This window comes from Polaribacter sp. L3A8 (genome assembly GCF_009796785.1).
Lineage (GTDB): Bacteria > Bacteroidota > Bacteroidia > Flavobacteriales > Flavobacteriaceae > Polaribacter.
On sequence record NZ_CP047026.1, the window covers coordinates 773,917 to 800,318 of the forward strand.

24 protein-coding genes are annotated in these 26,402 nt (G+C 27.7%); 2 read left to right on the forward strand and 22 right to left on the reverse strand.

The annotated features are described in order from the left end of the window. From GQR92_RS02830 to GQR92_RS02910, 17 genes are all read right to left on the reverse strand, one after another. A complete protein-coding gene (locus GQR92_RS02830; protein WP_105048742.1) occupies nt 1-759 on the reverse strand; it encodes a polysaccharide biosynthesis/export family protein in 759 nt (252 codons plus the stop codon). Between the two features lie 117 nt (nt 760-876). Continuing rightward, complete coding sequence (locus GQR92_RS02835; RefSeq protein ID WP_158837702.1) at nt 877-1,977, reverse strand: MraY family glycosyltransferase; 1,101 nt, start codon at nt 1,975-1,977, stop codon at nt 877-879. A 42-nt stretch (nt 1,978-2,019) separates the two neighbouring features. Further along, the gene (locus GQR92_RS02840) at nt 2,020-2,739 is read right to left on the reverse strand and encodes a WecB/TagA/CpsF family glycosyltransferase (protein WP_158837703.1); all 720 of its coding nucleotides are present in this window, start codon (nt 2,737-2,739) and stop codon (nt 2,020-2,022) included. Continuing rightward, the gene (locus GQR92_RS02845) at nt 2,736-3,842 is read right to left on the reverse strand and encodes a glycosyltransferase family 4 protein (protein WP_233269974.1); all 1,107 of its coding nucleotides are present in this window, start codon (nt 3,840-3,842) and stop codon (nt 2,736-2,738) included. Before GQR92_RS02845 ends, GQR92_RS02840 begins: the two co-directional genes overlap by 4 nt. A gap of 258 nt (nt 3,843-4,100) precedes the next feature. Beyond that, on the reverse strand, nt 4,101-5,027 hold the full coding sequence (locus GQR92_RS02850; RefSeq protein ID WP_158837704.1) for a hypothetical protein: 927 nt from the start codon (nt 5,025-5,027) through the stop codon (nt 4,101-4,103). Between the two features lie 4 nt (nt 5,028-5,031). After that, nucleotides 5,032-6,315 (reverse strand): MBOAT family O-acyltransferase, encoded by a 1,284-nt coding sequence (locus GQR92_RS02855; protein ID WP_233269976.1) that lies wholly within the window; start codon nt 6,313-6,315, stop codon nt 5,032-5,034. Nucleotides 6,316-6,506: 191 nt separating this feature from the next. Further along, nucleotides 6,507-7,610 carry a glycosyltransferase gene (locus GQR92_RS02860; protein ID WP_158837706.1) on the reverse strand — a complete coding sequence of 368 codons (1,104 nt, stop codon included), beginning with the start codon at nt 7,608-7,610 and terminating at the stop codon, nt 6,507-6,509. A gap of 4 nt (nt 7,611-7,614) precedes the next feature. Next, nucleotides 7,615-8,541 (reverse strand): glycosyltransferase family 2 protein, encoded by a 927-nt coding sequence (locus GQR92_RS02865; RefSeq protein WP_158837707.1) that lies wholly within the window; start codon nt 8,539-8,541, stop codon nt 7,615-7,617. A 7-nt stretch (nt 8,542-8,548) separates the two neighbouring features. Continuing rightward, the gene (locus GQR92_RS02870) at nt 8,549-9,841 is read right to left on the reverse strand and encodes an O-antigen ligase family protein (RefSeq protein WP_158837708.1); all 1,293 of its coding nucleotides are present in this window, start codon (nt 9,839-9,841) and stop codon (nt 8,549-8,551) included. A gap of 86 nt (nt 9,842-9,927) precedes the next feature. Beyond that, a complete protein-coding gene (locus GQR92_RS02875; protein WP_233269977.1) occupies nt 9,928-11,061 on the reverse strand; it encodes a glycosyltransferase family 4 protein in 1,134 nt (377 codons plus the stop codon). A gap of 4 nt (nt 11,062-11,065) precedes the next feature. Beyond that, nucleotides 11,066-12,205, reverse strand: a complete 1,140-nt coding sequence (locus GQR92_RS02880; RefSeq protein ID WP_158837710.1) for a glycosyltransferase family 4 protein — start codon at nt 12,203-12,205, stop codon at nt 11,066-11,068. Nucleotides 12,206-12,211: 6 nt separating this feature from the next. Next, on the reverse strand, nt 12,212-13,204 hold the full coding sequence (locus GQR92_RS02885) for an acyltransferase family protein (RefSeq protein ID WP_158837711.1): 993 nt from the start codon (nt 13,202-13,204) through the stop codon (nt 12,212-12,214). 4 nt (nt 13,205-13,208) lie between these two features. Then, nucleotides 13,209-14,531: a glycosyltransferase family 4 protein gene (locus tag GQR92_RS02890; protein WP_158837712.1), complete on the reverse strand. Its 1,323-nt coding sequence runs from the start codon at nt 14,529-14,531 to the stop codon at nt 13,209-13,211. After that, nucleotides 14,521-15,087, reverse strand: a complete 567-nt coding sequence (locus tag GQR92_RS02895) for a serine O-acetyltransferase (RefSeq protein ID WP_158837713.1) — start codon at nt 15,085-15,087, stop codon at nt 14,521-14,523. The genes GQR92_RS02890 and GQR92_RS02895 overlap by 11 nt, the downstream gene beginning before the upstream one ends. After that, nucleotides 15,080-16,537: a lipopolysaccharide biosynthesis protein gene (locus GQR92_RS02900; RefSeq protein WP_158837714.1), complete on the reverse strand. Its 1,458-nt coding sequence runs from the start codon at nt 16,535-16,537 to the stop codon at nt 15,080-15,082. Before GQR92_RS02900 ends, GQR92_RS02895 begins: the two co-directional genes overlap by 8 nt. 386 nt (nt 16,538-16,923) lie before the next feature. Next, nucleotides 16,924-17,451, reverse strand: a complete 528-nt coding sequence (locus GQR92_RS02905) for a UpxY family transcription antiterminator (protein WP_158837715.1) — start codon at nt 17,449-17,451, stop codon at nt 16,924-16,926. A gap of 541 nt (nt 17,452-17,992) precedes the next feature. Further along, nucleotides 17,993-18,616 (reverse strand): LysE family translocator, encoded by a 624-nt coding sequence (locus tag GQR92_RS02910; RefSeq protein WP_158837716.1) that lies wholly within the window; start codon nt 18,614-18,616, stop codon nt 17,993-17,995. Between the two features lie 110 nt (nt 18,617-18,726). On the opposite strand from GQR92_RS02910, the gene GQR92_RS02915 reads away from it, so the two are divergent. Next, a complete protein-coding gene (locus GQR92_RS02915) occupies nt 18,727-19,599 on the forward strand; it encodes a LysR substrate-binding domain-containing protein (RefSeq protein WP_158837717.1) in 873 nt (290 codons plus the stop codon). A gap of 171 nt (nt 19,600-19,770) precedes the next feature. Next, nucleotides 19,771-20,595 (forward strand): class D beta-lactamase, encoded by an 825-nt coding sequence (gene blaOXA, locus GQR92_RS02920; RefSeq protein ID WP_158837718.1) that lies wholly within the window; start codon nt 19,771-19,773, stop codon nt 20,593-20,595. 61 nt (nt 20,596-20,656) lie between these two features. Here the strand turns inward: blaOXA and GQR92_RS02925 are convergent, their stop codons facing one another. From GQR92_RS02925 to GQR92_RS02945, 5 genes are all read right to left on the reverse strand, one after another. After that, on the reverse strand, nt 20,657-20,935 hold the full coding sequence (locus GQR92_RS02925) for a hypothetical protein (RefSeq protein WP_158837719.1): 279 nt from the start codon (nt 20,933-20,935) through the stop codon (nt 20,657-20,659). 67 nt (nt 20,936-21,002) lie between these two features. Further along, nucleotides 21,003-21,971 (reverse strand): deoxyhypusine synthase family protein, encoded by a 969-nt coding sequence (locus GQR92_RS02930; protein ID WP_068452414.1) that lies wholly within the window; start codon nt 21,969-21,971, stop codon nt 21,003-21,005. Nucleotides 21,972-21,980: 9 nt separating this feature from the next. Further along, the gene (locus GQR92_RS02935; RefSeq protein ID WP_158837720.1) at nt 21,981-23,513 is read right to left on the reverse strand and encodes a carbon-nitrogen hydrolase family protein; all 1,533 of its coding nucleotides are present in this window, start codon (nt 23,511-23,513) and stop codon (nt 21,981-21,983) included. 9 nt (nt 23,514-23,522) lie between these two features. Then, the gene (gene speB / locus GQR92_RS02940; RefSeq protein WP_158841935.1) at nt 23,523-24,470 is read right to left on the reverse strand and encodes an agmatinase; all 948 of its coding nucleotides are present in this window, start codon (nt 24,468-24,470) and stop codon (nt 23,523-23,525) included. A 46-nt stretch (nt 24,471-24,516) separates the two neighbouring features. Continuing rightward, the gene (locus GQR92_RS02945; protein ID WP_158837721.1) at nt 24,517-25,908 is read right to left on the reverse strand and encodes an arginine decarboxylase; all 1,392 of its coding nucleotides are present in this window, start codon (nt 25,906-25,908) and stop codon (nt 24,517-24,519) included. Nucleotides 25,909-26,402: the final 494 nt, after the last annotated feature.

The window sequence follows — 26,402 nt, forward strand, 5'->3', positions numbered from 1 at the left end:
TTATCTTGTTAAAATGGCAATAATGGATACTAATGTTGTAATTGAAGCAAAAATAATACTGGTATTTGCACCAATAACGGAGGAGTTTATTTTAGTTTTATTAGGCTCTACATAAATAAGATCATTTTGAGATAAGTAATAATAAGGTGAATTAAATAATTCTTTATTAGTAATATCTATGGGGATAAAAAAACGTTGTCCATTTTTCTCTCTTATCAATGTTATATTTAATCTATTTCCATTAATTGTTAAATCTCCCGCTAACCCTAAAGCTTCTACAATGGTAATTCGCTGATTTGATACATTGTATGTACCTGGCTTATTTACCTCTCCTAATACTGTTACTTTAAAATTAGTGGTACTAATATTTACAATAGGATTGGTTATGTATTGTGATAATTTATTAGACAACAAAGTGCTTAGAGCATCGGTAGTTATCCCTGTAACTTTTAAAAGACCCAAAACAGGAAACTTAATTTCTCCGTTAGAATTTACCAAATAAGCCAAAGGTTTGGAACCTACTGCTGAATTTCCTGAAACAGGAGTTTCGTACAAATTAAATGGTAAAACGGCTTCTGCATTTGTAGCAGATACAGTTATACTTAACAAATCGTCTTTTTGAATAGTAGGTTCATACTGTTGCAGTATATTATTTATTTCAATTCCATTAGTATTTCCAAAATACACTACCTTATTTTTAGAAACACAAGAGGTTGCAAGTATTAAAAGCAAGGTAAACGTTAAATATATGTACTTCATTTTTTATTGTTTTTATTTAATTGTTGATAAAAGTTATTTATTTTTTTCTTGTAAACACAGTTTTATTGTGTTTCCTTTTTTATTTTTTATTGATATATATACTTCTGCTTTATTAATCTACTTTACTACTTTTAAACGTGCTGCATTAATGCTTCTTTTTAATTTATAGAAAAGCAGTAAAAACAACCCGAAAGCAATAAAAAACACTGCTAACATTTTAAAACTATTTAAGAAGGTTCCTAATATTATAATTAAGATTACAAACATGTAGTTTATAAAACCTAACAACATAGTTGCTTTAAAGTGAGACATGCCAAAATCTATTAAAACATGATGTGAATGATTTCTGTCTGGGTAAAAAGGGCTTTTATTATGTAATAATCGTACTCCTATAACTCTTAACATATCAAACAAAGGAATGCATAGAATAGCCATTAAAATAAAGAATCCGTTTTCTGGCTTAAAAGTAAAATGGCTATATAAATTAACGTCTATTGCCATAAACCTTAAAGACAAAAAAGCAATACAAAAACCAATTAATAGAGAGCCTGTATCTCCCATAAAAATTTTATTCTTTGTTGAAAAATTAAAAAACAAGTATGCGAATAGCATGCCTATAAAACTTAAACAAACTAAATAATAGAAGAATAAGTTAATGCTATAAAAAATTAAGGCAAATACACTAAAAATTATAATAGCAATAATAGAAGCCAAACCATCTATACCATCAATTAAATTATAAGCATTTATAATAGTTAATACCAATATTGTGCTAGCTATGTACACAAACCATAATGGTATTTCAAAAATGCCTAAGAAACCATTTAAATTACTACTTTCTAAAGCATTATGAAAAAACAGAAACAATACTGCTAATGCCTCCATAAAAAGCTTTGCTTTTGGAGAAGATACCACCAAATCATCTTTAACTCCTACCATAAAAATCAGTGTAGCACTAGCTATTAAATTTAATCCAATATGTTCTGTGTCGTAATATTGAATAAAAAACAATGTCATGATTAAAGTAATAAAAAAGGCTACACCTGCCATAGTAGGTGTTGCTCCTTTATGAGAACTCCGTTCATTTGGTTTTTCATTTAAATTACGGGTTATAATTACCCAACTTATTTTAGGTATTACGTAGTACACTAATAAAAGCGAATTAATAACAGCTAGTATGCTTACTACCGTTAAATTAGACAAGACTTGTTGTAGCATTTTTAGTTGTTTTAGTTGATTTTCTTTTGGTTACTTTCTAATTTAAAAAATTTTGGCTTTTACCAAATCCAATAAAAAAAGTGGTGTAGATACAAAATTACGTCTCCACAAACGTTTGGGTTCTTTTAATAGTCTGGGCAACCATTCTAACCCTAATTTTATCCAAAATGGACTAGATCGTTTTACAGTGCCTGCATAAAAATCGAATACTGCACCAATACAAGTAATAACCTTTACATTAAGAAATGCTTTATTGGTATCTACCCATTTTTCTTGTTTTGGAGCCGTCATACCTACAAATAATATATCCGGATTAAATTTATTTACAGCTGCTATCATGTTCTCATTATCCTCTAGAGAAAAAGCAGGCTTATAAGGAGGAGAATAAGTATTTACAGTAATGGCAGGAAATTCTTTACGCACTCTCTCTCTAATTAAACCTAATGTATTTTCTGATGCTCCTAAATAAAAAACATTTAACTTTTTTGCCTGTGCCTTTTCTAATAAAAACTGATGTAAATCTGCACCTGCAATCTTTTTTATAGTTTTACCCTGAATTACTTTAGCCGCCAATACAATTCCAGTTCCGTCTGGTAAAATCACATCACTTTCATTAAGAGCTTTACTAAAAAGGTTATCCTTTTTTGCTTCACAATAAGAATGAGGGTTTATAGTATTGATTATTTTTTTTGTATTAAAAAGTGACAGCTCTTCTAAGTCTTTAGAATAGACCTTTACAATTACGTCTTTTAATTTTATCATATCTTCTTTTTCTTATCAATGGAATTTAAAATATTTAGCAAATTATTTTCAAATTGTTTTAAGGTATAAGACTGTTCATATTTTTGTTTAGCAGCCATCCCCATACTATTTCTAAGAGCAGAATTACTTATTAACACTTCTAACTTTTCTGCCAAATCCTCTACATTTTTTTGTGTTACCAAAAAGCCATTTATGCCATTTTCTATAATCTCTGGTATTGCTCCTTCTAAAGTAGCAACCATTGGCAAACCAAACTGAGAAGCCTCTAACAAGACTAAAGGGAAACAATCATTATATGAAGGCAAAACAAAAATATCCGAATTATTAAAAATTATTGTTTTATCACTATTGTACTTTTTACCTAGATAAAACACCTGTTTTTCTAGTTGAAGTTCTTTTACTCTTTCTGTAAATACATCTTTTGATATATCTCCTTCTCCTCCAACAAAATTGCATGTAAAATCTACACCTTTAGTAGCTAATATTTTTAGAGCCTTTAGCAACACAATTACTCCTTTAGACTCAATAAGGTTAGATAAAAACAAAAGTTTTGGTATTTCGTTTTTTATTGATTTACTAACAATATCTTTATCTATTCCAGGTATACCATTAGCACAATAATATACATCACTTTCATTAACATACTTTTTAATATCATAATACAAATACTTAGATAATAGAATTACTTTTGTGTTTTTAAATACCTTTCGATACAAAAAATCATCAAACTTTTTATCTTGTTTAGTATGTACACCTTTGTTATGAAAATGAAGTACTAATGGAATTCTGAAACATTTTACTAAAAAAACAATAACAACATCTTTATAAAAACCAAAACCTTTTGCAGTAATTGCTAAATATATTAAGTCTGGTTTATAAACTAAAAAATGTTTAAAAGACTGAAAAACAATAGACAAATACCTTAAAATTTTTCCGAATGGATTTTTACCTATTTCATCAATAGTTTTTGATGTACCTAAGTCTATATATTTGGTTTCAAAACGTGTATTAATTAAATTGCTTTCTTTTATAAACTGACCTACCATAGACGAACCATGCACAGGCGGTGGAAGATGTAAAAGGAATACTATTTTTTTAATCATTATTTATTTTCTTTTAAAAGACTTGTTGTTTTGGCATCATTTTATAACACAACAATAAAAGAAAGCATACCTTTAACCTCTGTAAATCTTAAAATTAAGTCTTAGCATGTTGTACAATATGCCAAAACTTTGCTTTTAAAGTTAGCGTTCTGTTTTGTAACTTTAATTGCCTAAATAATGTATATAAAGGTTAAATTATAGCTTTAAAATAAAATTGTGTACTTCTTAAAACGTGGTTTTAAGAAACCTTAACTCTTATTAATTTGTAGTAAAATGTGTTTGTAAATATTCTATAAAACTATTGGTAACTAATTTTTGTCCTTTTGGGTTTAAGTGTATTCTATCGTAAAACAAACTAGTAGTAGAACTATATAAAACGCTATAATCCAAAAACTTAACATTTTTAAACTTAGATTCAATACTTTTAAAATACGCAATCTCTAAGTTAAATTTTTCCATTTCGGCATTATTGTATCTAGATGTTGTAGGAACATATAACAATATTGTTTTAATGTTTTTTTCTGATATTTTTTTTATGGTGTTCTCAAATATTCTTCTGTTTTTAGAGGAAGAAACAATCCTTCTAAAATTACCTTTTTTAATATCAGAGTCTAAAGTAATTGTATCTACAACACCAACTTTTAAATTATCCCAACTTTTTAAATACCCTCTAAAGCTACCGCTAACTAACCCTTCATTATATCTTGATAATTTTATTAAACGATGTTGCCAATAATCTTCTAACGAGGCATTTTTATACACATAATTGTTAATGGTATTTTCTCCCATAAAAGGATAAAACTGTTTGTACGAGTTCTGGCTTAAACCTTCTCCGGTAAACATCCAAGCATCAACAGCATACACTATTAGTTTTAATTGTTGATTACTTTTTAATAATTGATTAATCATTAAATCTCTTTCAACAATATTTACACCTTCTCTAGTGTATTTAGAAATATTTACATGAAGTTCTTTTTCCATTTTTACCTTATCAATACCCAACATTAAATGAGAGTGACCAACAAGCGCAATTTTATTTTTATTATACAAACCATAATATTGATGCAGTCCGTTTAATAAAAAATAGTTAATTCCATTATCTAAAATTATAAGTAGTAATAGAAATAATAATCCTTTTTTTAAATACTCTTTTAGAGATTTATTACTACTATGCTTTTTAATCATAAATTTAAAATTGAAAATAAATAAAAGCATTTGATGACATGCCAAACAACGCAATTGTAATTAACAAGAAAGCATAAGACAGCCATTGAACAAACCATGGCAATTTTGTTTTAGAAAAATAAATTGGTACTATATTGTAAAATTGTAAAATTTGTACACTAACTAAAAGTAATATTAATAGTACAGAAAGAACTGTTGTTACAGATGATACACCCGTCCATAAATGTCCAGAAAAACTACCAATTTTTGTAATAATTAAAAAAGCGTCTGAAACAGAATTTGCTCTAAAAAAAATCCAAGCAAAACAAACTAGTGTAAAAACAATAACAATTTTAAAAAACTTATAGTACCCTTTTTCCATTAAATGCTTACCCCCAGCAATCGTTAACATTTTTTTACCTATAAATTCTATTAGATAATAAAATGCATGTAACGCTCCCCATATAACAAATGTAAAATTGGCTCCATGCCAAAGACCACTTAATAAAAAAACCACCAAAATATTAAATACCCAACGCTTTATTGAAACACGGTTTCCTCCTAAAGGGATATAAACATAATCACTAAACCAAGTTGATAAGGAAATGTGCCAGCGTTTCCAAAACTCACCTATTGAATTAGATAAATAGGGTAAATTAAAATTCTGCATTAAACGAAACCCCAACATACGTGCACTTCCAATTGCCATATCAGAATAACCACTAAAGTCACAATAAATTTGAAAAGTAAAAAATACAGTTGCTACTATTAATGTTGTGCCAGAATGTGCTTCAGGGTTATTAAAAACCGAGTCTGAATAAAGCGCTAATCTATCTGCAATTACTATTTTTTTAAATAATCCCCAAATAAATAATTTACCACCTTCTACAAATATTTTAACATCAAACTCGTGTTTTTCATAAAATTGTTGCAACAAGTTTGTAGAACGTTCTATAGGTCCTGCAACCAATTGCGGAAAAAAAGCAACATAGGTTGTAAACCTAATTAAACTCGTTTCTAATCCCACTCTTTTTCTATAAATGTCTATAGAATAACTTAATGCCTGAAAAGTAAAAAAAGAAATACCCACAGGTAGAATTACATTTAAAACATATTTATTACTATTTACCCCAAAATAATTAGCCAAATTAGAAAACGAATCGATAAAAAAATTGGCATATTTAAAATAAAACAATGGCAATAATGAAAATACCAATGCTATTGTAAACCATTTCTTTTTTGCTTTTTTAGTAGAAGCGTAAAATATTTTCTTGCCACAAAAAAAATTTAAAATACTTACCCCAAACATTAACAACGCAAATTTCCAACTCCAAACTGAATAAAAAAGATAAGAAGCAATAAACAGAAAATGTATTCGCCATTTATGTTTTATTGAAAAGTAAATAACTAATACCCCTAAAAAAAAGAAGATATACTGCCAGGAATTAAAGAGCATAATTTATTTATAATTTTATTTTCTTAGTATACTAAAAGAGAATATTAAATATTTTGTAACAATTCTTGCATTTTTTGATTAAAAGTAAATGGCATTTTACTTTCTCTTAATGCAGTAATATTGCTGTTTATAGGCTCTGTGTTTTCAAAAGCTTTGTTTAATTTGGTTGATAAATCATTTTCTTTTTTAGGATTAAACAACAATCCGTTTTTATCATTTATTAATGAAGATGCACCTGCTAAATTAGAACACAAAACGTTACAACCACCAACTAAGGCCTCATTAACAACTGCCCCAAAAGGTTCGTAAGTACTGGGTAAAACAAATAATTGAGAAAAAATATACCAGTTATATAACTCTACACCTTCTTTTCTACCAATAAATAATACTTTGTCTAAAATGTTTAATTCTTCTGCAAGTTGTTCTAATTTTTCTTGCAACGGTCCATCACCAACAATTACCAGTTTTTTATCTTTTCCTTTTATATTAGAAAAGCATTTTATTAAAAAAAACAAATTTTTAACCTCAACTAACCTCCCTACATAAAGCAATATTTTTTTCTCTTTTAATTGATATGTATCTATATTAAGATTTGCTTGATTTATGGCTTTTAAATATTTTACTCTTAATGATTTTTCTGAATGAATAACCGGAAAATTAAGTGTTGTAGTTTTACTACTAATATTATTTTTATACCATGTAGAAACTTCTTTACTTGTAAATACAACTCCATTAATGTTTTTAGAAATAAAATTTCTAAAAAACAATCTCAACCCTTTTCTGTCTTTAGAGTTACTTATACTGTCATCACTTAAAGTATAAATTTTAATTTTTGGATTATATATTTTACAATATAGAAATGCTAATAATGTAATTTGACTATATTCAGAACAAAAAATAATATCTGGACTTTCTTTTTTTATGATTGAAAAAATACCTGTTCTTATTGATCTTCCTAAAATTTCAAAACCATTAGAAACATAATTACATTTAAAATTACAAAGCGATTTTAAATTTTCTTGATCAAATTTTTGATCACTAACATTTTTTAAACTAAAATAAAATGATGTAGCATAAAAATCGTTTAAAGAGTTAAAAAAATCTACTCTATAAGGCGCTAAAGCAGGATGAAAAATTAATACTTTCATTAAATTATTTGTTAATCTTTAAAACTCTATGTAAAATTTTATTAGGAACCACTGTTAGGCATAAATAAACATATACCATTTTATTAAATGGATTATAATATATAGCCTCTAAAGCAGCTTTTACCGATTTAGATCTTAAACCTAATCTTAAGTAAATAGAAGCTCTCATTTTTTTCCAAGAAGAAATATAATTTTTCAAACAAATTATATTCTTGTTTTTTTTATACAAACTACTTAACTCCCTACCTACAACATCTATATTTTCTGGAATTCTATTAGGTTTATCATCATATGTATGGGCACTATCTTGTACAAAAACAGCTAATGGATTTAAATTATAAGCAATCTTATTTTTAACTGCCAATTTTGCCCATGTTAATAAATCTTCACCAGATTTTATACCTAAAGGAAAACCTTCAATATCTTGTAAAGCCCTTTTTTTAATCACAATTGCAGAAGACCAAAGTGGTGGATGTGAACAGCAGGCAACTTCAAAATAATTTATTAAAATTCCGGCATCTTCCTTAAACGGAATTTTATTTAATTTTAGAGACGTTTTATTCCCTTTATAATCTTGCATTTCATAAGCTGTTGCTAAAACATTGCAATAAGGAAATTGTGCTGCCAAAGCTTTAATTTCTTTTAAATAATTTATATTCCATATATCATCTGCATCTAAGAATGCAATCCATTCATGTTTAGCTTTTTCAATTCCTTTATTACGAGCAGCAGCAACACCTGCATTTTTTTGATCTATTAACCTCACCAAAGAATGGTTAAATTGAGTTACAATAGCATCAGAACCATCTGTAGAACCATCATTAACAACCACTATTTCTTCAGGAAGAATCGTTTGGCTTAAAACCGTTTGAATAGTAGCAATAATGCTATCTTTTTTATTATATAGAGGAATAACTACACTTATTTTCATATTAGAATTACTTTCTTTTAGATTTCATTACCAATGCAAAACCAAAAAAGGCATAAGGATAACTTAAGGTAATTAATGAATAATTGATAACATTATCTGTAAACGCAGTTGCCATAATACCACACAAAGAAGTACCTGCAATAAAAGCAGCTTGTCTTGCTAATACATTATTTTTTTTATCATTATAAATTATAAAAGCATGCCAAACAAAACTTATAATTATAAGCATATATAAAAACAATCCTATTTGGCCTGTATCACAAATAATTTGTAGATAATCGTTATGAGCTATTTTTATAATTCCGAAAGGATGGTTGCCAGAATAAAAACGAGCCTGCATTTGTCCTATACCAGCTCCCATAAACTTATTTCCTTCATAAAAAGTATTTAAACTCCATTCCCACATAGCAAAACGTCCATTACTATCAATACTATCTGGCGATAAATTACTACTCATATTAATAACCTCTTCTGCACTATTAAAAGTGTGCCTAAACATTTTATTTCTTACCGTAGGCACAAATAAAATAGATGCTATAAAACTGGCTACTATTAATACAAACACAGGTAAAGCCTTTAATTTATACTTAAAAAAAGATACTGCTAAAAAAAAGACACCTATACCTATTAACCCTGTTCTTACACTCTCTACTATTGGAATACTGATAAAAAGTAGTATTGCAAATAGGATCTGTTTTTTTTTTGAAAACTTATACAACAATAAACCAGAAGCTATAAAAAAAGGATTTACATCTATCACCGCAGGTTGCCACCACAAAATAGGATTGTATATAGCATAGATTGGTAAAATTTTCATTGATACTATGCAGCTATTTATTATAACACCAGCTATAAAACTAACTTTTAGCGCTTTTATAAAAAATATGTCTGTAATTTTTACCGAAGAAACCACTAATACTACTAAAAAAGGAAATAAATATTTTGCTAATACACGAAAACCATATCCTTTTTCTGAGGTTAAAACCAATGAAAACAATAGCCAACACAAATACAATGCATAAATTTTTAGCATTGGCGATGAAAACATTTGAATACCATACCTAAATAATATTCCTATCAACAACCCCATCCAAACTAATAACAGTAACGCAGAAAAAGCACCTGCCTGTACAATAGCTGTTGCCAGTAATAATAAAACAAAACGTTGTTGAGCGTTTACCTTAAATTTTATTCTTTTATTCCAAGTAGTACTTACAGCATACGTTTTACCCATAAAGGCATATTCAAAACCATAAATAATTATAAGCAAAAATGCCAATAAACTTAATCCTATAGCCATTTAAATTTGTAGGTATAAAAACTGTTTTAAAGAAAGCAATACCATCATATAATAAATTATAGAAATATTGTTAAGTAATAAAATATTCATATAATATCTTTAAATAATTCTGTCCATTTTATCATGATTTTATCAATATGGAATTGTTTTACATTTTTGGATGCATTTTGCCCCATCAACAATCTTTCTTTATTATTAACCATTAAATATTCTAAGTTTTTAGCAAAAAAATCTATGTTAAAATCGCTTACTAAATAACCATCTTTTTTATGAGAAATAATTTCTGAAGGACCACATTCGCAATCAAAAGCAACACATGGTAAACCACATTCCATTGCCTCTGTTAATACCAACCCAAAACCTTCGTATCTTGATGAAAAAGCCAGTATAGAACTATTTAATAATGCTTCTTTTATTTTTTTTGATGGTGATTTTAATAAAATTACTTTTTGTAAATGATAACGATTTATTAGGTCTAATAAATAGTCTTTATCTTGTCCTTCTCCATAAATTGTTAATTTCCAATCTGGATTGTTTTTTGTAATTAAACGAAATGCATTAATCAATAAATCAAAACCTTTTTGAGCTATAAATCTACCAATGGCTATAATTTCTTTTTGCTGCCCATCAGACTTTTTATCAGAAGAAAAAGACAAAGGATTAGAAATTACCAAACTATTGGATGGTTTTTGCCAAAGTGACTGATCTTTTTCTGTTAACAAAACAAACTTATCATATTTTAAAACGACTCTTTGTTGTTTGTACTGAAGATAACGAGCATATAATTTTCTAAATTTTCTAAAGGATAAATTTGGAATATTATCCATTAAATGGGTTAAATAATTTTTAGAAAAATGAAATTCGAGTATCTTCTTACTTCCATCCTTAATGGTATGTAAAAACTCATACTCATCACCAAACAGGCTTATGGTAATGTCTGGTTTTAATTGTAATAACTTTTTTGTCAATTCTTTTTTAAACCTATTCTTATCTGTTTTAAATAATAGATTTAAAATTTTATTGTTAGTTGGGGTTAAGTTTAAACTATCAACAATTACATTTTTATTTAACTCAAAAAAACACCCATCTTTATTAGCTCTTCTAGATATAATAGTTACATCAAACTCTTTTTTAGATGCAAGCCAATTTGCTTTAGAAGTAAGAACACGCTCCATACCTCCAGAATTTTCTAATGAATCAATTACATATACAATTTTCATCACACTAATTAATATCAAGGTGTTTATTGTAAATAGAAATATATTTTAAAGCAGTATCTGTCCAATTAAATTTTGATGCTTGTAAAAAACCCTGTTCTTTAATTTTATCTAAATCAAAATTCTTATTTTCAAATTGTTCTAGTTTTTCAAAAATATCCTCTGTTTCTGAATACTTTAAATACAAAGCGGCATTACCTCCTACTTCTTTTAAAGAGCTATTATTGCAAGTAACTACAGCACAACCACATGCCATAGCTTCTAAAACAGGTAAACCAAACCCTTCATAAGAAGAAGGAAACACCAAAGCTGTTGCACCGTTATAAACTAAACACAACTCGGTATCTGTAATATTAGAAATAAAATGAATTCTTTCTTTACATTTAGATTTATCTATCATTTCTAAGACAAAATCAGGTGGATTACCCCAAAGTAATACTAAATCATTTATAGGTAATTGCTTAGACAATTGTATATATGCTTCTACTAATTTATGAGTATTTTTACGTTCTGCATTACAAGAAACACTTAAAAAGTAAGGCGATTCTGTTTTAACTACAGCCTTAATTCTTCTTTTTAATAATTCATTATTTGGTAATTTGTAAAATACATTGTGCTTTACTCCCCAATAAACAACATCAATTTTAGATGGTTCTATCTGCATTGTTTCAATAATATCTTTTTTAGAAGCTTTAGAACAGGTTATAATACCTTTGCATTGCTGCATTAATGGAGGCACGTCTTGAACCATTTGGTTATGATTATATGCTTTTTCTTGTATTCTCATAAATAAGGCATCATGTAAAGTAATAATAGCCTTTTCTGGTTTATAAATATGAGCAAAATTATGCGGTATATGCATTAAATCATATTTAGAAAAACTTTCTTTTATAGGTAATTTTGCCATTATTTTATTTATAGATTCTCTATGTGGTAAGTACAAATGCTTCGTTTTATAGAAATCTACAAAATGTTTAGCTCCTACCCCCTTCATGTTTTGAGAATATAAAATAATTTGAAAAGGCAACTGTTCTATCATTTTAGAAAACGAATCTATTAACTCTAAGGTAGTTCTACCAACTCCTGTTGTTTTACCTGTTAATAAATAAGGTACTACAGAATTAATATCTATTAAAATCTTTTTCATAATCGTTTATAAGCCATAAACAAATGGTACAACTTTTTTTAAAATTGTGTTTAAAATAATTGCTAAGGTTAACGTAATAAAAGCGCCCATTAAATTGTTTAAAAAGATCTCTTTTGATATTATTAAATTTACTAATGGACGAGAAAACTCAAATAACGCTAAATGAATAGCAAAAATACCTAGAGAATTTTTTCCTATATAAGCCCAAAATTTAGATAAAAAGACTGTTTTATTTATTAAGTTAGATAAAATCCATAATGCGTAAATACCCATAATAGCAGAAGTTATATAAATAAAAAAGGGCGTCTTAAATGTATTAGAATTGATATCTATTCCTTTAAAAAAACTATTAATAAAATATAATAGACTACTAATTAAAAAAAATGAACAAACTTTTAAATAATTATTTTTTGGCAACCATTTCGTTTTTAAAACATTAAAAAAATCATGTCCGATTGCATAAAATATTAACATAGAAAATGATGAAAAAATATGAAAATAATTATAATAAAACGGCAAATTCATTTGACTAATAAAATAACTAAGCCAACTAAGTATAAATACAACAAACATTCTTAACCAAATTGTATTTATTTTTTTTAGTACCAAAAAGTAAATAATTAAAATCTCAAAGAGCGATATAAAAAACCATAACGGAATAGAAATAGCGTCTTTATACGGTATTATTTTATAAATTATATTAAACTCAAAATTATCTACTCCCGTAAAACAAAAAGCCCAAGCCAAATAAAAAAAGTAATGAAATAAAGAGAAAAATACAAATGGTAATAACAACCTTTTACCTTTTGATTTAAGTAAAGTTACAATTCCATTATCTTGTTTATGAAATATGCCTGCTAACATAAAAAACAAAGGCATGTGAAAACTATAAATTAATTTACCGACACCTAACTTTTCATTCGCTAAATTATGACCTAAAATAACTAAAAAAACACCTAATCCTTTAGCTATATCAATATTAATATCTCTCTTAGCCAATGCTTTACCTCTTTACTAAAGGTTTATAAATTTTAACCAAATCTTTTACGTGATTGTTTATTGAATTTACATTTACACCTGTATTTTTTTTTAATTTTATTAATAAATCCGGACATTCTAATATTTCTTTCATTTTCTCCTTTAGAGCATTAACATCATTTGGGGGTATTAATAAACCATTTTCTTTATGTTTAATTTGCATTTCTGCCCCTCCACATTTTGTTGCTATAACAGGTTTTCCCATTGATAAAGATTCTGCTATAGTAAGACCAAATACCTCTAAAAAAAATGCAGGATGAATCATAATATCAAACATTTTAATTTTTTCATTAACCTTTTCTGGTGGCACTTTACCGTACCAAAAAATATTATCGTGATTTTTATATTTTTTTTTCAAAAATCTATAATACTTTTCTTCTTTACTATTTCCTGTTCCTCCAATAATATGAATCTCTGCTGGTACTTTTAAATCACTAAAAGCCTCTAACATAATATGCACTCCCTTTTCTTTACAAATCCTCCCTACATAAAAGAATTTTACACGTTTATTTTTTTTAGAAGCTTCTATATTCTCTTCTAAAATAGCGCTGTTGTCTTTTATATTAATTGGTATTCCATGTGGAATAACTTTTATTTTATTTTTAGAAGCTCCATTGCGTAACATAGCATCTTTAATTGCAATTGATGGAGCTATTAATAAACTTGCATTGGTATATATTTTTTTCCATTCCCTTTTTTTATTCTCAATAGAAAGCGTAGTTGTACCAATAGGCGTAATAAAATAAATAAAAGGTATTTTTTTTAACCACTTACCAATAGATAACCTTAGTTTAAAAGGAATTATTTTTTGTATAGAAAAAGTAAAGGTTCCTCCTTTTACATTTCTTAAAACACAAGGTAAACAGTTGCTATCTGATGCCTTAACATTACATATTTTATCTTTAGAATTTAATAATGCTCCTGCAGGACAAATTAAACCACCATGATGTGCTGTAACAATACAAGGAATTTTTAATGATTTACATGCCAAAGAAAAAGGTTCTTTAAAACCATGGACATGTACAATAGATGGATTAATTTTTGTTATAAGTTTTTTTACCCCCATTAAACCATCTTCCAACATTTTGTCTGTAAAAGTATATACTGGTTTCTCTTGATAGTAACTTACTACTTTTGCATCAGTACCAGGTGTTGCAATAGATACATCTAAATTTTGTGCAATCATTTCATTAACAATATTCTTTACGTAGACTTGACCACCACCATAATTAGAGTGAAAATAGGATGCCGTAACTATTAATATTTTTAAGGATGCTTTATCTTTCATCTGCCTTTTGATTCTTTATTATTTTAGCAGGAACACCAACAATAGTTATATTCGATTGCGAAAAAGATTTTGTTACAACTGTATTTGCACCAATTGCAACATCATTACCTATTATTATATTACCAAATAATTTTGCCCCCGGACCAATATATACATTATCTCCAAGAGTAGGAACGCCTCCATTATTAACACCAATATTAACCCCAGTTTGTATTACACAATTAGCTCCTATTTTTACAAAAGGATGAATTACTATTGTTCCGTAATGTGGTATTCTTACACCTGGTCCAAAAACATTTGGTGGTATAGAAAAGCCTAATTTATAGCTAAGTTTTTTGTATTTAACTAAATAATACTTTCTTTTTATTCTAGATAATATATCCTTTTTATTTGCATTTAAATAATACTCATAATGTCTTAAATACTTAATAAATAACCATAATAAATTAGGAGTAAATATTGTTAAAAACCTTTCGTAACCATTTAAAATAACAATATCATTAGCTTTAGCATCTTGGTTAAGAAAGTATTTAAGATTAGCCTTATTTTTAAGCATTCTTCTTTTTAATATTTAATAATTCTTTTATTTCATTAATTATTAGAATAAAATCATTCTTCATAAATAAAAAATAAAAAGCTAAAAACACACCTAAAAAAGTAGTTGTAAATATTATAAGATCTAACAGCAAAATTTGCAAGTAAAAATAACTCTTTAGCGTAAGAACAATTGCTAACGAAATTAAATAAATGGCTATGTTTTTAATAGAAATAAAATAGAGTTGGTTTTTAAAATTTATTTTTTTTGAAATTATAATTAAACCTGTAATAAAAACAAGAATTTGAGCACAAACAAAACCTATTAAATAACTATTTAAGTTTGCATAAAATAAGAAACCAAAATTTGCAAAAAACAACACTTTATTAAATATGTTAATCTTTAGATACAAACCAGATAATCCTTTGCTTAATAAAATATTATAAAACAAATTAAAAATCTGTGGAGCAAAAGCTCCAAATATAATTATTTGAAATAGTATAACAGAAGGTTCCCATTTTTCTGAAAATAACAGTACAATAATTTCATGTGCTCCCACCAATAGTAAACCACAGGCTAAAAAAGATATAAATGATATAAGTTTAAAAAGTTTTAAAACAGTAGTTTTATAAAAAATTGGTTCATTTTTAATTGAACTTAAACTAGGTAATAATATATTAGACAAAGTAGTTGCTGTATATCTAAATGAAAAATTTTCTAAAGACTTTGACCTATAATAATAACCTAAAGTTACAGGATTTAAAATTTTTCCTATTATCAAAGAATCTAAATTGATAAAAATTGTATCTAGAATTCCTGTTAAAAAAATTTTGGAACTAAAACCCCATAATTCTTTTACTGCTGTAATACTAAAAACTAATTTAAATCTAAATTTACTTAAAAAATAAATTAAAGTATTATTAAGTATTTCAGAAATTAATATTTGTGTAACTAAACTCCATATACCAAAACCATTATAAGCCATAAATACCGCAATAAAACCACTAATAAAAGCAGATATAAGACTTGTAATAGACATTAATTTAAAATTCATTGCTCTTCTTAAATAAGCTCTTGTTACATTACCAAAAGAATTTATTACAAAACTTAAAGACATAACTTTAATTAAGTCTGTTAACACCTCTTTTTCATAAAAGTTTGCAACAAAAGGAGCTGCTAAAAAAACGAGTCCTGCTAAAAAAAAACCCATAATTACATTCATAAAAAAAACTGAAGCATAATGTTCTTCAGTTACTTTACTTCGTTGTACCAACGCTGTGCTAAATCCAAAATCTAAAAACACATTTGCTAGATTTATAAAAACTGTAATTATAGCTAACAATCCAAAATCTTCTGGCAATAAAATTCTTGCCAAAATAATTGAAACAAAAAAGCCAACACCTTGCAATCCTAACTTACCAACAAAATCCCAAATAAGACCTGTTAAACTTTTTTTCTTTAAACTTGTCATTCTTTTTTTTTAGTACTTTTTACTATAAAGTTTAAATACATTTATGTAGAAGTACTTTTATCTTTTCTTTTAAAAAGACTTAATAATATCAATTAAACCACTAAAAAAATCAACTTATTTTTATCTTTAATTTAAGAAAAAAATAGATAAATTCTGTCCTCTTTACTAATTTCTGCAATTAGTAAATTCAGTAAAAATCTAGACATAACTTTTTTTTACTTAAAAAAATTCTCTTTAAGTAAACATTACAAATTGTACTACAGCAATTAGAGTAACCCCAATAGTAAAAACTAATACAACTCTTAACGTTTTTTTAAATAAACTCATAACAATATGTTTTATTAAATAAAAACTATTTTATTTATCACCAACATAATAAACTTAAACTAAACTGTTTGCAAGCATTTTAAAGGCAACGTTACTTCTACACAACTACCTAAAGTTTCCATAACAATAATTACCTTATTTTTACCTGCTTTATCTTGGTAAACCCCATATAAACCTTTAAAAGGGCCTTCTGCAACCGTAACTTTTGCCCCTTTAACAACATGAACGGGTATAGAACGGATAGTTGTTTTAAAATGACTGTTTGTAGACAATATTCTTAAATTTTCAATTTCAGAATCTTTAACAACCGCATAATTTCCTAAATATTTTAAAATATTAATAACCCCAGGTATTGAATAGATCTGTCCCAAATTTTTACAGGTTGATTTTACAAATACATAAGAATTTATTAATGGTACTTTCATTCTTTTTTTCCGGTCACTCCATTTTTTTTCTACCGTTTGTAATGGTAAAAAAGTATCAAATCCAGCAGCAGAAAGTCTTTCCTCTACTTTTTTTTCAGTTTTAGGTCTTGTATAAACAGCAAACCACTTTACTTCTTCTTTTCTTTTTTTTAATGTATTCACGCTATTTTATTCTTATTATCTCCATTTATATAATTCTATTAAATACTATTGATACAAGTACTTAGAAATCTTTAGGGGAAAATTTGCATATACGAATACATCCTTCAATTAGGAGTATATACAATAGTATAAAATTGGGGTATTTATCTGGGGGTATTTTATGGCTTCGCCATCGAAAATCACACTTAAAGTAGTAAATTTTAAAATTTAACACTTAAAATACGATAACGTAATTGATACTTAAAAAAATCTTCTAAACGTATAAAAAATAATTACGGGAGGAATATCTTCTTTTACCAAGGTAAATTGAAGTTGAAATTATTTTTATTTTATACTCGGCTAATTTATAATTTTTTGATTGTCCTACAAGTTTAATTACAAAAAAAATTAGTATTTTTATTAATACAACAATAGGCTCATAAAATTTCATTTTTATGACAATTTTGACACTTTTACAAACTTGCTTTTTACGAGTTTTATATAAAATACTACTTCTGTTCTCTAAAATAAGCCATTATATCATATAATGGTCTACGTGGTATTAAGTGAGTATTATTTTAATACCCATTAAGATAAAAACAATTCCGCTTATCTTATTTAAGTATCTATTAAAATTAGGGTTGTTTTTAATTTTATCTGTAAAAGTAGTTGCAAAAAAGGTTAAACCTAAATACCAAACGGTACCAATAAGCGCAAAAGTGATACCTAATAATATAAAAGGAACTGGATTTTCTATTTGATCTGGTGCAATAAACTGGGGAAAGAACGCTAAAAAGAATAATGCAACTTTAGGGTTTAACGTGTTAGTTAAAAATCCTGACCAAAAATCGCTTTTTACTTTTTTATTTTTTGATGTATTATTCGTAATATTTAAAACTTCTTTATTGTTCTTAAGCTTTAAAAATCCTAAATAAATTAAGTAAACAAACCCAATATATTTAATTGCTGTAAAAGCAACATCAGATTTAGACAATAATACAGACAAACCTAAAGCAGCAAATACAGTATGCGCTAAAACACCTGTATTTATTCCGAATGCAGCTTGTACGCCAGATTTTCTTCCTTGTACAATCGATTTATTTAACACAAATACGGTATCAATTCCGGGTGTCATTACAAAAACCAATGCAGTCAACATAAAAGTTATAAAATTCTCAATTCCCATCTTTATCGTCTTTTAAATAATTGAAATAAAACTGACTACAAAGAAACTATTATGTTAGCATCTTAAAAATACTTATTTTTGATTGATTAATGCAAAAAACGCATTAAACTATGACGATTCAACAAATAAAATATTTTTTAACCTTATCTAATGAACTTCATTTTTGGAAAACTTCCGAGAAGATGTTTATTTCTCAATCATCATTAAGCAGACAAATTCAGGCTTTAGAAAACGAACTAGGAATTCAGCTTTTTGAAAGAGATAAAAGAAATGTAAAGCTAACAGATGCAGGTAAATTTCTACAAAAAAAATGGACTACAACCATAAAAGAACTTGACCAAGTTCATAGACAAGCAAAAAAAATTGATGAAGGAGTAGCTGGTTTTGTTTCTATCAGTTATCCTGGTTCTATTGCTTTTAAATTTCTACCAAATTTCCTTGAAATTATCAATTCTAATTTACCCGATTTAAAATTAGAATTGATAGAGCCCACAGACAAAACACACGAAAAACTATTATTAAATTACGATACGGATATTGCTTTTAGTAGAGATTCCATCAAAAACATAAACATTAGTACACATAAATTATCATCAGAACCCATCTGTTTGGTGGTTCCTAAAAACCATTGGCTAACTAAAGAATCTTTAGATAATTTAAAGGAATTAAAAGACGAGAAATTTATTATTGCTGGCTTGCATCAAACAACGTTTTTTGCGTCACTTTTAAGAAATTTTTTCGACACCTACGGTTTTGAACCTAAAACGATTATTGAGTCTGATTTTGGAGGAATGATTTTAAACCTAGTTTCTCGTGGATTGGGAATTTCTATTTTACCACTATCTTACAAACATGGCGAGTTTCAAAATGTTCGGTTTATTGAGCTACATGAAAAAATAGACTTATTTGTCAATTGGAGAAAAAATGATCCTAATAAAACAATAAATACAATTATTGATCTTACAAAATCAATAGAAGAATAAAACCTAAAATGTCCGTTCGAGTGATTTTGAGGCACGAAAAATTGTATCGAGAACAATTTAATAACTTAAAGTTCGTATTCTCTTTACAAATTTTACTCTAATTGACAGAATTCCATCAAAATACACTATAGGTAAGCTAAAACCTATTTTAAACAAACCAAATCATTATAAATGAAAATTTTAAACATTATTTTAATACTGACATTAATCTTTTCTTGTGATAAAAAAACGGCAAAGGAGCAAAAAAATAAAACAACTACAAATGAAATAGTAAATGCTAAATTTCAAAAAATCATAGACTCAAATAATATTAGTGGCGCTATTCTTATTTACGACTTAAACAAAGATCTTTTTTACGCTAATGATTTTAAATGGGCAAAAACGGGTCGCTTACCTGCTTCTACTTTTAAAATTCCGAATTCTATGATTGCCTTAGAAACAAAAGTAGTAGACAACGATAGTACTTTGTTTAAATGGAATGGTGAAAAAAGAGCTTATAAAGTATGGGAACAAGATTTAATCTTAAAAGATGCTTTTAAATATTCTTGTGTACCGTGTTATCAGGAAATAGCTAGAAAAATAAGACAAAAAAGAATGAATGCCTATTTAGAAAAACTGAACTATCTAAATATGGATGTAAATTCTGAAAACTTAGATGTATTTTGGTTAGAAGGTGCTTCTAAAATTAATCAATTTGAACAAATAGATTTCTTAAAACGCTTTTACAAATCGGAACTTAAAATATCAAAGAGAACTGAAGATATTATGAGAAAAATACTTTTCATCGAAAAAAACGAAAAGTACACTTTATATGGTAAAACAGGGTTATCTGTTAGAAATAAGCAACAAAATGGTTGGTTTGTTGGTTATGCACAATCAAAAGAAAATACACTCTTTTTTGCAACCAATATATCTCCAAAAGAAACTACAGATATTAAGGGCTTCCCTAAATTAAGAAAAGAAATTACGTTGAAAGCTTTAGAACTAATAGAATAAAAACGCAGTAGTCTAAAATAAAAATAGCTTGAAAAATTTTCAAGCTATTTTATTCCATTATTTATATTTCGTCTTCTAAATCATCAACATCTAAATCTTCATCCTCGTCAAAAGAATCTTCATCTTCTGCATAATCTTCCATCGTTTGCTCTAGTTTAGAACTGATTTTAACAAGATACACAGTGTCTTCTGTCTTCACTTCTACCGCTTTTACAGTTTCTCCTTTTGCATTTTTAAAGGAAATAATGTCTTCATAGTCATATCCGTCAGGATACTTTTCTACCAACATATCTAATATGTCTGTAGTTAATTTTGCGTATTCTACGATTACTCTTTTCATTTTTATATTTTTTAATTATAAGTTAAAAATTAGCAATTCAGCTTTTATAATAAAAGCATCTGCAATGCTACATTTCTAATAAATAAGCAAAAATTAATGGAGCTACAATAGTAGCATCACTTTCTATGATAAACTTTGGCGTATCAATATCTAACTTACCCCAAGTAATTTTCTCATTGGGTACTGCTCCAGAATACGAACCATAACTTGTTGTAGAATCTGAAATCTGACAGAAATAACTCCAAAATGGTGTTTCTGGTTTTTCCATATCTTGATACAACATTGGCACCACACAGATAGGGAAATCTCCTGCAATTCCTCCTCCTATTTGAAAGAATCCAATTCCGTTTTCAGAATTATTTGTATACCAATCTGCAAGGAACGTCATGTACTCAATTCCAGATTTTACCGTACTTGCTTTTAACTCTCCTTTTAAAACGTAAGAAGCAAAAATATTACCCATAGTAGAATCCTCCCAACCTGGACAAATAATTGGCAAGTTTTTTTCTGCCGCTGCGTACATCCAAGAATCTTTAATATCTATCTCATAATATTGTTCTAATACACCAGATAACAATAATTTGTACATGTATTCATGTGGTAAGTAACGCTCTCCTTTTGCTTCTGCATCTTTCCATATTTTTACAATATGTTCTTGAATTCTTCTAAAAGCTTCTTCTTCTGGTATGCAAGTATCTGTAACTCTGTTTAATCCTTTTTCTAGTAAATCCCACTCGTCCTGTGGGGTTAAATCTCTATAATTAGGTACACGCTTGTAATGAGAATGTGCTACAAGATTCATAACATCTTCCTCTAAGTTTGCACCTGTACAAGAAACAATTTGTACTTTATCTTTACGAATCATTTCCGCAAAAATTTTCCCTAATTCGGCAGTACTCATTGCTCCCGCTAAAGAAACTAACATTTTAGATCCTTTGTTTAATTGTGCTTCGTACCCTTTTGCAGCATCTACTAAAGCTGCAGCGTTAAAGTGTAAAAAGTATTTTTCTATAAAATTTGTAATAGGTTTGCTCATTTTGTTTTTTTATTTTTTTGGAAGTTTTCTTACTTCAAATATATCTGTTCTTCTATCTTTTAAATTTCGTACGCTACCAAACTGGTTTAAATCCTTTAGTAAATCTAAATCTACATCCGCAATTAAAATCATTTCGGTATTTGTGGTTGCCTCTGCTTTAATTCCGTTTGCAGGAAAAGAAAAATCGCAAGGCGTAAACACCATAGATTGTGCGTACTGAATATCCATATTATTTACTTTTGGTAAATTACCAACACTACCAGCAATAGCTACGTAACACTCGTTTTCTATAGCTCTAGCTTGTGCACAATGACGTACTCTAGAATATCCATTTTGCGTATCCGTTAAAAACGGAACAAACAAAATATCCATTCCCTCTTCGGCTAAAAGTCTACTTAATTCTGGAAACTCAGAATCATAACAAATTAATACGCCAATTTTACCACAATCCGTATCAAACGTCTTTAACTCATTTCCACCTTGCATTCCCCAAACTTTTGCTTCATCTGGGGTAACATGCAATTTCTCATAACGCTCTGTAGATCCATCTCTTTTACAGATATAACCTGCATTGTACAACAATTCATCTTTAATTTCTGGCATACTACCAGTAATAATATTAATGTTATACGTAATTGCCAACTCAGAAAATTTCTGAACAATCTCTGGGGTATATTTTGCCAATTCTCTAATTGCTTCCGACTCTGGTAAATGATTATTATCTGCCATTAACGGAGCGTTAAAAAACTCTGGAAACAACGCAAAATCAGACCTGTAAGCAGAAACTGCGTCTACAAAATACTCTGCTTGTTGCATTAATTCTTCCAAATCTTTATACAAACGCATTTGCCACTGAATCAATCCTAAACGAACTACCTTTTTCTTTGTAGCTGCTTTTTTAGATTTTTTCTCATAGTAAATATTATCCCATTCTAACAAAACCGCAAACTCACCAGAATTTTCATCACCTTCTAAATATCCTTTTAAAATTTTTGAAGGATGAAAATCATTCGAAATTTGAAAATTTAAAACTGGATCATGAATTTCTTTACGCTTAACACTTTCTATATATTCTTTTGGTGATAAAGTTGCTGCATATTTATGATAATTCGGAATTCTACCTCCAAATGCAATTCCTCTTAAATTTTGTTTTTCGGCAAGTTCTTTTCTATAGTCATACAGCCTTCTACCTAAACGTAAACCTCTGTATTCTTTTTTAATAAAAACATCAATTCCGTATAAAACATCTCCATTTTCATCATGCGTATCAAAGGTATAATTCCCTGTAATATCTTCATACGTATGCTGATCGTCGAAACTATCATAATCTAATTTAATAGACAATGCACAACCTGCTAACTCACCATTTACTTTAATAATAACTTGTCCTTCTGGAAATTTATCAATCAAAGATTTAATTTGATTTTCTCTCCAATAAGAACCTGGCATACTTGAATATGCCTGAATCATTGCTTCTTTTAACTGTTTGTAATCTGTTAACGTTAAATAATGAAGCTCAATGTTCTCGATGTTTTTGATCATTTTACAGGACTAAAAATCGTCGTTATCATCATCTTTAAACTTAGACAATTTACTAAATGGATTTGCATCTTTTGCATCATCACCATTATCATAACTATCATCATTAGAAGCAAATTTATAGCTTAACATTTTGTAAAACAATTTTGCTGCTAAAAAGTCTGATGATTTTTCGCTTTCATTAGGGCATAATTCTACCATATCAAAACCAACCACATTCTTTTGTTTAAAAACTAATTTTAAAAATTCTAAAGTTTCGTAATAAAACAATCCACCTGGTTCTGGAGTTCCTGTAGATGGCATAATTGAAGGGTCTAACGCATCTAAATCAAACGTAATAAAAACATTTTCAGTTAATTGATCTACAACATCATCCATCCAGTCTTCATTTACAGCCATATCATGTGCAAAGAAAACTTTATCTAAATTCATTTCTCTTTTTTCAGAAATATCCATGCTTCTAATACCAACTTGCACCAAATTTGTATTTTGGTTAGCTTCATAAACAGCACAAGCGTGGTTGCATTTAGAACCATCATATTCTTTTCTTAAATCTGCATGTGCATCAATATGTAAAACCGTTAAACTACTAAAACACTCGTTAAAAGCTCTTATAGTTCCTATTGATACAGAATGCTCACCACCAAAAACAGTTACAAATTTATTTCTGTTGATGTACTTTTTTGTGATTTGATGTACTTCTTCTACCATTGCCTCTGGAGAAGAATTTTCTGTAATTGCATCTGCTAAATAAACGCCTTCTTTATATACTTCAGAATCCGTTTCAATATCATACAACTCCATGTTTTCTGATGCATCTAAAAAAGCTTGAGGTCCTTTATCTGCTCCTTTTTGCCAAGTGCTTGTTCCATCATAAGGAACAGGAATAATTACTACTTTAGATGTTGACAGGTTTCCAAACTCTTGTGGAATTCCTGCATATGTTTTATTTGTGTTCATTTTATATTTCATTTGTCAATAGGTTTAAACCCATTGTATTTCTTTGTTAGTACCCTAAAATAGATAGCATTTCGCTACTTTTTTGCTGCTCTTTAAATATTTTTGTGGTGATGTTTCCGGCTTCATCTCTATCTATAATGAGATGTTTTGGATGCGGAATTAAGCAGTGCTGTAACCCACCAAAACCACCAACAGATTCTTGATACGCTCCTGTATTAAAAAAACCGATATACAACGGATTTTCTTTTTCGAACACAGGTAAATATATTCCGTTTATGTGTTGTTCAGAATTGTAATAATCATCACTATCACAAGTTAAACCACCTAATAAAACACGTTCATATTGTTTATTCCATTTATTAATTGGCAACATAATAAAACGTTTATTAATTGCCCAAGCATCTGGTAAAGTAGTTATAAATGAAGAGTTTATCATGTTCCAACGTTCTCTATCATTTTGTTTCTTTTGATATAAAATCTCGTAAATTGCTGCACCAGATTCTCCTACTGTAAAGCTCCCGAATTCTGTAAAAATATGAGGAACATCTACTTCTGCTTCATCACAGGCTTGTTTTATTTGGTTGATAATTTCATCAATCATATATTGATAATCATAATCGAAAGCCAATGAGTTTTTTATAGGAAAACCACCACCTATATTTAAGCTATCTAAAGTTGGGCATACTTTTTTAAGGTTGATGTAAACTCTTAAACACTTCATCAATTCATTCCAATAATATGCGTTGTCTTTGATACCTGTATTGATAAAAAAATGTAGCATTTTTAAATCAACTTGTTTGTTACCAGCTATTTCACGCTCATAAAAAGCAACAATATTTTTATACCCAATACCTAATCTAGAGGTATAAAACTCAAATTTAGGCTCTTCTTCGGATGCGATTCTAATACCTACATTTATTTTTTTATCTGTTTCATCTAATAAAAGATTAATTTCTTCGAAATTATCTATAATCGGAATTACGTTTTTATGTCCAGAATTAATTAAGCCTCCAATATTTTTAATGTATTGATCGCGTTTAAATCCATTACAAATAACATATGTATTATCTTTTATTTTGCCTTCTTTTTTAAGCTTATTTACAATATCAATATCAAAAGCAGAAGACGTTTCTATATGAATATCATTTTTTAGAGCCTCATATAAAATATGTTTAAAATGAGAGCTTTTTGTACAATAGCTATAAAAGTACTTTCCTTTATAGTTATGTTTATCGATACTTTCTTGAAACCAACCTTTTGCTTTGTTGATGTTTTCTGAAATTTTTGGTAAGTATGTAAATTTTAATGGAGAACCATATTGCTCTATTAATTCCATTAAATTAATTCCGTGCCAAAACAATTTGTTATTTTCTGTTTTGAATTCTTCCTGTGGAAAATCGAACGTTTGCTCGACTAAATCTATATATTTTGTATTCACTTTTGCTTTTAAATTAACTGTATGATAAATATGTCTAAGCTAAAACAAAAAAACTGTTTTAGAATAGAAATTATAACCTTAAAAAAAAAAAGATGTTATCACTGTAATATTTGCAAGTAAACAACATGCAACTTTGAGAAAAGCTGCAATTCTGGAAGAATTGAAAATGGAGATACCTTAATTTTTTCGTTGCATTTCCAAAATGCGATATAACTTTCATTCTCCGATAGAAAGATATTTCCGAAATAAGAAAAACTATACATTTTACTTAAATAAGTTAAGCAAATGTATATTATTTTTGAATATAAAAAACAAAAGTCAAAAAAAAATGAAATTATTTTTTTTCCTTATAAACAGTGATTTTATAGAGGTTTATATCTAAAAAATAAAGATAAATTTTAAAATAAACGTTGAAACACAAAATTTTTATTACCAAAAAACACTTTTTCACCCATAAAAAAAGTGCTGATTATTCAGCACTTTTTATTTTTATA